Here is a 9430-nt window from a genome sequence, read left to right on the forward strand (position 1 = left end):
TTCAGCTCCGCTTCAGCTCGTCGAACTTCACGCCACCGGTCGGCAGCGCGACGTAGCCCTTGACGTTTTCCGCGACACCGACCAGGTCCGGCACCTCGACCAGCGAGATGATCGGCTCCTCCCCGACCAGGAACTCGATGGCCTGGTTGACGACCTGCTCGCGCTGCGGCCCGGACGGCTGCTTGAGCACGGTGGTGACCAGCCGGTCGAACTCCGGGTTGTTGTAGCCGCTCTTGTTCAGCGCCGACTCGCTGTAGAGGTACAGGAACAGCGAGAAGCCCGGGTCCGGCTGCGAGGGGCGCTCGCTGTACAGGTAGGCCTGGTACTCCTGCTTCGACACCGCGGCCTCGAAGTCCGCGGCCGACGGGATCGCCTTGAGGTTGACGTTGATCCCGACCTTCTGGAGGTCGGACTGGATCAGCCGACCAAGGTTCTCCGCGAACGGGCCCGGACGCGCGGTGTTGAACGCTACGGTCATGTCGAAGCCGTTGGGGTGCCCGGCCTCGGCCAGCAGTTGCTTGGCCCGGTCGGGGTCGTAGCTGCCCGTCTTCGGCTGGTCGGCGAGCAGCGCGCTCGCCTGCGGGCTCAGCGCGGACTGCGCGTAACCCTGGTAGATGGAGTTGACGATGGCCTCGCGGTTGATCGCGTGGCTGATCGCCTGCCGCACCTTGGGCTTGCCCAAGGCCGGGTCCTTCACGTTCACCGACAGGTTGTGCCGGTTGGAGTCGGGCTGGCGCGACACGGCTGCGTTGGCGCTCTCGTCGATCTTCTTGAGCTGGTCGATCGGCGGCTCGGAGATCATGTCCACGTCACCGGAGATCAGCAGCTGGGCGCGGGACGACGCGTCGGGGACCGCCTTGATCACGATCTCCTCGAACGCCGGCCTCGGCCCCCAGTAGTTCGAGTTGTACTCCAGGCGCAGCTCACGGCCCGGGTCGAGGGACTTCAGCTTGTAGGCGCCGAAGCTGGCGCTGTTCGTCTTCAGCCACTCGGCGGCCCAGGGGTCGTCCTTGGTGGCGTGCTTCTTCGCCTCGTCGGAGTCGACGATCCCGAGGATCGGGTACGCCAGGACCGACAGGCTCACCGCCGACGGGTCGGTGAGGTTGTAGCGGACCGTGTACTGGTCGACCTTGGTCCACGGCTCCTGCTTGTCGACGTTCGCCGTCGGGAGCAGCACGCCGGCCTGGAGCGAGCGCGGGTTGGTGAACATCCGCTCGAACGACCAGATGACGTCGTCCGCGTCGAGCTCGTTGCCCCACTCGCTCTTGACGCCCTGCCGCAGCTTGAAGGTGTACTGCGTCTTGTCCTCGTTGGCTTCGAAGGACTCCGCGAGCGCGGGCTTCAGGGCGTCCACCCCGAGGACCTTGCCGTCCGCGGCCTTGCTGGTGTCGTAGTCCAGCAGCGTCTCCATGAACCCGTCCAGTCCGTAGACCCAGGTGAGCCCGGTGAACTCATTGGGGTCCAGCTGGGTGGGCGTGGACGCCCAGGCGATCCGCAGGGCCGCCGACGACGCCGAGCCCTTGCCGCTGGCTCCTCCACCGCCACCGCAGCCTGCAAATCCCAGCGCTAGCGCGGATGCTGCGGTCACCGCCGCGACCCGGCGCGTAGTTCGCGAACGCATCTCGTCTCCTGCCATGTCCACCGACCTGACGGCCAGGTCAATACGTCAGACGACGGTAGGTGATGGCCCTCACACCCGCAAGAGCCGAAGCGGCAAGTCTTGCCCTGGCCTGGCTCCTGACCGGCGGCTAGCCTGTCCGAACAGCGCGCCGCCACCCGTTGCCGACCTCTGGCGCAGGGGCGGGGCTTCAATCCACAGACGTTTGTGCGACAGGTGCGATGCAGATGCTCGGCACGGGTCCGATCAATGAGCCCGACACTCGGCGAGAGCTACGCGAGATGACCGCTGGGCTCCTCGGCAGGCACCTGCCGACGGAGCAGGCGCTGATTACGGACCGGGAGGGCAGCTTCGACCGCTCGCTGTGGCTCCGGCTCGGCGAGGCAGGCCTGCTCGGAATCGGCGCCGAGGAGCGGGTCGGCGGCAGCGGCGGCACCGTCGGCGACGCCGTCACGGTGACCGAGGAACTGGCCCGGGTGCTACCCAGCCTCGCTGTGGACTACGTGCTCAGCGGCATGGCCATGCGGATGCTCGCGGAGCCGGACTGCGGACCGGTCGCGGACTGGCTCCCGGAGGTGGCCGCCGGGCGCATGATCTGCTCGTACGGACTCAGCGAGCCCGGCGGTGGCACCGACCTACTCGCCCTGCGCGCCTGGGCCACCGAGGTCGACGGCGAGTGGCGGGTGAGCGGCCAGAAGACGTGGATCTCGCTGGCCGGCGAAGCCGATCAGGTGTTCGTGCTCTGCCGAACGGACCCTGCCGAAAAGGGACGACGGTCCCGCGGCCTGAGCCTCATCGCCGTACCGACCGACCAGCCCGGCGTCGCCGTGCGACGCGTCCACCTCGCGGGCATGCGCGCAGCGATGACATACGAGGTCTTCCTCGACGACGCCGTTGCGCCCCTGGCGAACCTCGTCGGCGCACGAGGCCGTGGCATGCAGGTGCTGTCCAAGGCGCTCGACGTGGAGCGGGTGATGGCCGCGGCGATCAGCCTCGGCCTCGCGCGGGGGGCGCTGGACCTGCACATCGCCTACGCACGGGAGCGGGAGGCGTTCGGCACACCGATTGGGGCCTTCCAGGCAATCCAACATCCCGCGGCCGACAGCATCGCCGAACTCTCGGCGGCCCGCGCGCTGATCAACTCCACCGTAGCGATGATCGAAGCCGGACAGGAGGCACTGGCGTACTCCGCCATGGCCAAGCTGTTCGCGGCGGAGACGGCGGCACGCATCGTCGACCGAGGGATGCGCGCGATGGGCGCGATGGGCCTCGCTGACGAGTCAGCCATGCAGATGTACTTCCGCGATGCTCGGCTGCAACTGTTCAGCCCGATCAGCAACGAGATGGTTCGCAACCTGCTGGGCGAGTCGCTGGGCCTGCCGAGGAGCTACTGATGTTCGACGGAATCGACCACGTGGTGCTGCCGGCCGCCGACGTCGAGCCGCTGCGCCGGCTCTACGTCGAGCTTTTCGGGTTCACCGAAGTCGCAGTGGACGACGACCCCGATCCCGCCTGGCAGCAACTGTGGCAACTCCCGGCCCCTCCGACACGATCCGTGATGCTCGGCAAGCCGCGCAGCGCGGGGGGCTGGATCCGGCTCGTCGAGGTACCCGGGCTGCCCCCTGCGTCGCCGGCCCGGCGCCCGAACCGGGTCGGGCCCTACGCGCTCGACTTCTACCTGCGGGATGCAGACGCCGTGGAACAGCGGATCGAGGAAGGAGGCTGGGAGTTCCGGACACCCGCGGTGTACTACAACCTCCCAGGAACCGACATCCCGGTACGGGAGCGGATGCTCGATCAACCCCTCTCCGGGCTACTGCACGCGGTCGTGCAGTATCGCCCGCGCGGCACCAGGTGCGTCATCGACCAGGACCGACAGGAGGACACCAGCGAGGTCGTCGCTGTGGTCTTCATGACCGACCGGTTCGAGGAGGCCACGGCATTCGCCCGCGACGTGCTCGGCGCACGGCAGTACTTCACCGGCAGGTTCGACGGGCCGGCCGTCGAACAGATGCTCGGTATGGCACCCGGGGAGGGGTTCGTCGCGGCGCTCTTCCGCGGCCCGGGCTCGCGCAACGCGCGCCTCGAGTTCGCTGAGGTACTACCGGACGGCGAACCCCGCACCGACCTGGTGCGGAGGGTCGTCGCCACGTGCGCTGTGCCCGACCTCGACGCACTGCACACCCTGGTGAAGAACGGCGATCACGGTGAGACCATCGGTCCGGTCACCGTCGACGGCGTACGCCACCTGGGCCTCGCCTCGTCCTACGGCGCCGCGTTCGACTTCTTCGAGCCTGTCTGACGTGGCGTCGGCGGGGCGGGTTCCCCTGTTGTGGGCAGCCTGCGTCTTGCTGGTCATCGCGATGATGGCTAGCTTCACGCCAACCCCGCTCTACCCGAGGTACCAAGCGGAGTGGGGCATCGGAGACGGCCATGTGAGCCTGGTGTTCGCCGGCTATCCCATCGGGGTGGTGCTGGTGCTCATCGGCCTCGGCGGCCTGTCGGACCGATTCGGGCGCCGCAACACGCTTCTGCTCGGACTGACGGTTCTGCTGGCCGCCATGCTCATCCTGGGGTTCGCCACCGACCTGGTCGCCCTGGTCGGTGGCCGCATCGTCCAGGGCGCCGGCGCCGGACTGCTGGTCAGCTCGGCGGCGGCCGCTCTGATGGAGTCCCATCCCGACGGCCCGGACCGGGGCTCCTTCGTCAACACATTGTGCGTGTCGCTCGGGGTCGCCATCGGGCCATTCGTCGCCGGGAGCCTGGCCAGTACGTCTGATCGCCCGCTCCTGGTCCCCTACCTGGTGATCGCCGTCCTGCTGTTGCTTCCGCTCGCGCCGCTGGCGCGCTCCCGGACCGACCGGACGGCCGCGGGGTCCGTACGTGTCGTGCAGGCCGTGCGCGTACCTCGGCTCCTCCTGCGTCGCTTCTCCGTCGCCGCGGTGGCCATCTTCTCCACCAACATGTGTTTTGGCCTGTTCGGTGCATTCGGCCCGCAGATCGCGCACCGGATGGGTTGGACGTCGGAGGCCGCGAGCGGTCGCCTCGTCTCGCTGACGCTGGTCGCGGTCATAGCGGCCCAGCTCGGCGGCCGACGGCTGTCGCGGTCCACGGCGATGGCACTCGGCGTGGTCCTCGCCCTCCTCGGTTGGAGCGCCACGGCGGCCGGTGTCGCCAGCCTCTCCCCCGTCGCCGTGATGCTGGGATCGGCGGTGCTCGGCCTCGGCGCTGGGCTGTGCCTGCTCGGGAGCGCCGCACTCGTCGGCGTGATCTCCCCGCCAGGTCGAGAAGCAGAGATCTACTCGGCGTACCTGGTCGTTGCGTTCGCCACTCTCGCGGGCACCGCCCTGGCGGCCGGCCCGGTACTGACTCGGTTCCCGCTGACGGCCGTGCTGGTCGCGGCTGTCGTGCTCTCGTCGCTCGTGGCCGCCTGGGTGCTTCCCGGCGTTCGCCGCATGGCAAGGGAGAAGTTCGCTTGACACCCCGTACGATCACCCAGTCGCTCCACGACCTTCAGTCCGGGGCCCTGACGGCGACGGCGCTCCTCGACGAGGTCGAGGCCGCGGCCGACCGCTGGGATTCGTCGTTGGGCGTTTACCTGTACCGAAGCGGGCAGGCCGCCTGGGCAGAGGCCGAGCAGGTCGACGCACGACGGGAACGCGGTGAAGCGCTTGGCCCGCTGGCCGGCATCCCGCTCGGGATCAAGGACGTCATCGCGACGTACGGCGCTCCCACGACCGCACAGAGCCTGATCGCACGTGATCCGAAAGTCGATGCACCGACGGTCGCGCGGCTGCGAGCGGCCGGTGCCGTCGTCACGGGCAAGACCAGCACCATGGAATACGCGCTCGGCTTCAACGATCCCGACAAGCCATTCCCCATGCCGCGCAACCCGTGGGATTCGCTCCGCTGGACCGGTGGATCGAGCTCCGGTACCGGCTCGGGCATTGCTGCCGGCTTCTTCCTCGGCGGGCTAGGCACCGACACCGCAGGATCGGTACGGATGCCTGCTGCCTGGTGCGGCGTCACCGGGCACAAGCCGACGTACGGAGTGGTTCCCCGAACCGGTGTCTTCCCGCTGGGCTGGACCTACGACCACGTGGGACCGTTGGCGCGAACCGCGGAAGACTGTGCCCTGCTCCTGTCAGTGATCGCCGGACCCGATGGGCAGGACCCGGCCGCGACCGGTCACGGCTTCGCGTACTCACCCGAACCTGTGCGGCCGTTACGGGGACTGCGCATCGCACTTGCGGTGGACCCGCTGGAGGTGTCGACAGCCGAGGTATGCCGGCTGACGCGGGAGGCAGCGGAGGTGTTCGCGGCGGCCGAAGCGGTGGTCACCGAGATCAGGCTGCCGCACTACGCCGAGGGCGTGGACGTCACGATGTTGGGCCTCGCCGCCGAGGCGCTGACCTTCGACGACATCGACTTGGTGTTGTCGCCCACCGCCTCACGGCCGGCACCGCTGGTCGACGGGCTCGACTTCGACGAGGTCGTGGCGATGCTACAGACGGCATACTGGAACGCCACTGGAAACCCCGCGCTGTCTGTGCCCATGGGCCTTGCCGACGGGATGCCGGTCGGCCTGCAGATCGTCGGCCGCCCGCACGCCGACCAACTGGTCCTGGACGCGGGACGACACTTCCAGGACCTTACTGACCACCACCTGCGGAGGCCCGACCTGACGGAGGACGAGCGATGAGGTTTTCGGACCCCGACGAGTGTGTACGGGTGCTGCTTGCCGCCGCTGGTCTTCAGCCGACCGAGGAAGAGATCCGGGCAGCAGTCAAGGGATATCCAGCCTTACGGTCGGCGCTGCAGCGGCTTCACGACCTCCCGATCGACCACGAGGAGGAGACGGCGCTGGGATTCCGGATCGCGACCGCCCTGGATGCTCAGACCCGGCTGCGGCCGGCTGAGTCGGGGCCGACCAGCAGCGCCACCGACGCCGCCACCTCGCGTTCGTAGGCGCTTGCCGCTCGCTCCCGCTCGCCGTCTCCCCATAGCCGACGGGCCACCGCCCTCGGGCCGGGATCGAGGTGGCAGAGCGCGTCCACCACCTGGGTGACGGTTGCGTCGAGGTCGCCTCGCGGCACGACGCGGGCAGCGCCGGACGAGCCGAGCATGCGCGCTTCCATGTGTTCGCCGGTGAGCATCATCCGTCGTACCAACGGGGGCGGGAGGAGCCGTTCGGCCACCGCCGCGCCGAGTGGGAGCCCGAGTTCGAGCTCCGGTAGCCGCAACCAGCCGTCCTCAGCGAGCACCGCCACGTCGGCGCAGGCCACCAGCAGCGCCCCCGCTCCGACACACGCGCCCTGCGCGGCCACGACGACGGGGCCACGGCAGCGCAGCACGGCCAACACGGCGGAGGCACCGTGCTGCAACTCCTCGACGACCCGTCCTTCGGCCACAGCGGCCTCATGCTGACGGAGGTCCTGGCCGGTGCAAAAGTGCCGGCCAGCGCCACGCAGGACCAGCACCTGATCGGCCGTGACCAACTCGGCAGCCGCGCGTAAGCCGGCGTACCGCTCGTGGTCCAAGGCATTGCCGCGGCTGCCGTCGAAGTGGACGGTGACCACGGCGCCAACGGTGGTGACGGCGAGCCCGCTCATCGGTAGGAGCGGGGCAGCCGCAGGGCCCGGTGGGCGATGTGGTTGAGCAGCATCTCCGTGCTCACCGGAGCGATCCGGAACAATCGGACCAGACCGGAGAGTGTGGCCAGGCCGTACTCCCGGGCCATCCCATTGCCACCGTGCGTCTGGATGGCTACGTCGAGGGCGTAGGACGCCGTCTCGGACGCCTCCACCTTCGCCATCGCGGCCGCGACGCCGCCGGTCTCCCCGCGGTCCACGGCCCGTGCCGCCTCGAGGGTGAGCAGCCGAGCCGCAGCCAGGCGGGTCTCCGCTCGCGCCAGTGGGTGCGCGATGGCCTGGTGGGTGCCGATCGGCTCGCTCCAGACGATTCTCGTCCTGGCGTAGTCGGCGGCCTTGTCGATCGCGTAACGCGCGATCCCGTTGAGCAGGGCGGCGCTGAGGATGCGCTCGGGGTTGAGCCCGGTGAAGAGCACGCGCAGGCCGTGCTCGCCTCCAACGATGGCGTCCGCGGGCACCCGGACCGCATCAAAGAACAGGGAATACTGCCGCTCCGGCGAGATGATCTCCACGGGGATCGGGGTGCGGCTCAAGTTCGGCGCGTCAGTGGGTGCCAGGAATGCCTTGGGGCCGGGCGGAAGGTTGTCGGGACCTCCCGCGGCATTGGCGATGACGACCATCGCGTCGGCGTTGTCGACGTGGGAGACGTAGTACTTCTGGCCGGTGATGATCCAGTCGCCGTCCTCGAAAACGGCGCGCGTGGAGATGTTGTGCGCGTTGGAGCCCGCATCGGGTTCGGTGATGGCGAACGCGAGCACGCGGGAGCCGTCGGCGAGGCCGGGGAGCCAGGACGCACGCTGCTCGTCGGACCCGAAGTCGATCAACATCGTCGCGCACACCGCTGGCGACAATGCGATGAGCATGAGAGGTAGGCCGCAGGCGGCGATCTCCTCGGCGACGACGGCGAGGGCCTCGATTCCTTGCCCTCCGCCGCCGTACTCCTCCGGGATCGCGACGCCCAACGCGCCGAGGTCGCCGAGTTCCTCCCAGAACTCGCGGGCGTTCCCCGATTCCGCGCTGGTGCGCAGGTAGTAGTCGTGGCCGTACTTCTCGCACAGCCTGCGCACGGCGACGCGGAGGGCGTCGAGCTCCTCGATACCTGCGGTGGCGGTCACGGGGATCCTCTCAGGCGTACTCGCCAATGACGCAGACGTCACAGGCGTCGGATTCGGTCGCCGCGGTGTCGTGCCGCAGCCAAAGGTCGACAAGGTCGTGGGCTTGGCCACGTCGGGCGGTACGTGGCCGGGCACTCGGCGGGCCGCCCTGCAGCAACGCATTGAAGGCGGCCTGCTGGCCGAGAGCGGACGGGTCCAGGACGGGAACATCGCACCGGTCCTGGATCGCAGCGGCGATCGGTGACATGCAGGTGCACCCGAGCAGCACCGCCGCCGCCTCGTCGGCGATCGCAGCCTGCCGGCACGCCTGCCCGAGATCGTCGATGAGACCGGGCTCGTGGCGCAGCATCCGTGCCTTGATTCCCTGAGAGCTCCCGACCCGGTCGAGTTCCCGCTCCGCCGAGAAGTGGTTCACCCGGACACAACTCTCACCCCCCGGGCAGGTGCGCAGTCGTTCGTCGTAGATGAATCCCATGGACTCGGGCCACACCGTCACGATCGTGAACCGCCCGTAGGCCGAAGCTGCCGCCAGCGACGCCTCGCCAGCGCCCACGACCGGCACATCAACGGCTGCCCGTACCGCGTCGATGGCGTAGTCGCCGAACGTGTCGATAAACAGCGCGTCACAGCCGCGCGTGACCGCTCGCTCGGCAGCATCGAGGGTGATCAACTCTGTGAGCAACCGGTCGTAGGGCGTTCGGGCGAGCACGCGCGCCCTCAAGTCCACCAGGGCCGTCTTGACGCCGGCAGGGTCCCTGAGCGGCGGAAGGGCCTTGCCGTCAGAATTCAGCATCGCGAGGTGCTTCAGATCTGCCATGCGGCCGCCCCTCACGCTGTGGGGGCGAATGCGGATGGCCGACTGCATGACCGCTTCGCAACGTGGATGGGGGTCGTCACGACCATGGATGGTCACCTCCGCGAAAAGTATGATGTATTGGCTCTGGGACAGTCAAGATCCCGCCAACGGCCAATTTTCGCTGCCTATCTAACCCGCTACCAGCGGTCTGACGAATCCGTACGGGGCGCGCGGGTACGAGCGTGTCGCA

Annotated in this window: 8 protein-coding genes; 4 read left to right on the forward strand and 4 right to left on the reverse strand. The window is 69.0% G+C overall.

Annotated elements, in window-relative coordinates; translation table 11 throughout:
• Position 1 precedes the first annotated feature (1 nt).
• Positions 2–1621 (reverse strand): ABC transporter substrate-binding protein, encoded by a 1620-nt coding sequence (locus tag Vqi01_RS25085; protein ID WP_204037311.1) that lies wholly within the window; start codon positions 1619–1621, stop codon positions 2–4.
• A 224-nt stretch (positions 1622–1845) separates the two neighbouring features.
• Here Vqi01_RS25085 and Vqi01_RS25090 point away from each other — a divergent pair, with 224 nt between their 5' ends.
• The 4 genes from Vqi01_RS25090 to Vqi01_RS25105 are packed head-to-tail and all read left to right on the forward strand — an operon-like array spanning position 1846 to position 6320.
• Positions 1846–3012, forward strand: coding sequence for an acyl-CoA dehydrogenase family protein (locus Vqi01_RS25090; RefSeq protein ID WP_275408844.1), 1167 nt, complete (start codon positions 1846–1848; stop codon positions 3010–3012).
• The gene (locus Vqi01_RS25095; protein ID WP_204037313.1) at positions 3012–3920 is read left to right on the forward strand and encodes a VOC family protein; all 909 of its coding nucleotides are present in this window, start codon (positions 3012–3014) and stop codon (positions 3918–3920) included. Before Vqi01_RS25090 ends, Vqi01_RS25095 begins: the two co-directional genes overlap by 1 nt.
• A gap of 1 nt (position 3921) precedes the next feature.
• Positions 3922–5097, forward strand: coding sequence for an MFS transporter (locus Vqi01_RS25100; RefSeq protein ID WP_275408845.1), 1176 nt, complete (start codon positions 3922–3924; stop codon positions 5095–5097).
• Positions 5094–6320 carry an amidase gene (locus tag Vqi01_RS25105; RefSeq protein ID WP_204037315.1) on the forward strand — a complete coding sequence of 409 codons (1227 nt, stop codon included), beginning with the start codon at positions 5094–5096 and terminating at the stop codon, positions 6318–6320. Before Vqi01_RS25100 ends, Vqi01_RS25105 begins: the two co-directional genes overlap by 4 nt.
• A gap of 193 nt (positions 6321–6513) precedes the next feature.
• Here Vqi01_RS25105 and Vqi01_RS25110 read toward each other — a convergent pair whose 3' ends face one another.
• The 3 genes from Vqi01_RS25110 to Vqi01_RS31040 are packed head-to-tail and all read right to left on the reverse strand — an operon-like array spanning position 6514 to position 9297.
• Positions 6514–7230, reverse strand: coding sequence for an enoyl-CoA hydratase/isomerase family protein (locus tag Vqi01_RS25110; RefSeq protein ID WP_204037316.1), 717 nt, complete (start codon positions 7228–7230; stop codon positions 6514–6516).
• Positions 7227–8384, reverse strand: coding sequence for an acyl-CoA dehydrogenase family protein (locus Vqi01_RS25115; RefSeq protein WP_239098650.1), 1158 nt, complete (start codon positions 8382–8384; stop codon positions 7227–7229). The genes Vqi01_RS25110 and Vqi01_RS25115 overlap by 4 nt, the downstream gene beginning before the upstream one ends.
• A gap of 10 nt (positions 8385–8394) precedes the next feature.
• A complete protein-coding gene (locus Vqi01_RS31040; protein WP_239098651.1) occupies positions 8395–9297 on the reverse strand; it encodes an aspartate/glutamate racemase family protein in 903 nt (300 codons plus the stop codon).
• Between the last annotated feature and the right edge of the window lie 133 nt (positions 9298–9430).

Source organism: Micromonospora qiuiae (assembly GCF_016863555.1).
GTDB lineage: Bacteria > Actinomycetota > Actinomycetes > Mycobacteriales > Micromonosporaceae > Micromonospora > Micromonospora qiuiae.

Excerpts from the sequence above, each read along its gene's own strand:
- Vqi01_RS25095 (WP_204037313.1), top strand. The coding sequence starts at position 3,012 with ATGTTCGACGGAATCGACCACGTGGTGCTGCCGGCCGCCGACGTCGAG.
- Vqi01_RS25085 (WP_204037311.1), bottom strand. The coding sequence starts at position 1,621 with ATGCGTTCGCGAACTACGCGCCGGGTCGCGGCGGTGACCGCAGCATCC.
- Vqi01_RS25110 (WP_204037316.1), bottom strand. The coding sequence starts at position 7,230 with ATGAGCGGGCTCGCCGTCACCACCGTTGGCGCCGTGGTCACCGTCCAC.
- Vqi01_RS25090 (WP_275408844.1), top strand. The coding sequence starts at position 1,846 with ATGCTCGGCACGGGTCCGATCAATGAGCCCGACACTCGGCGAGAGCTA.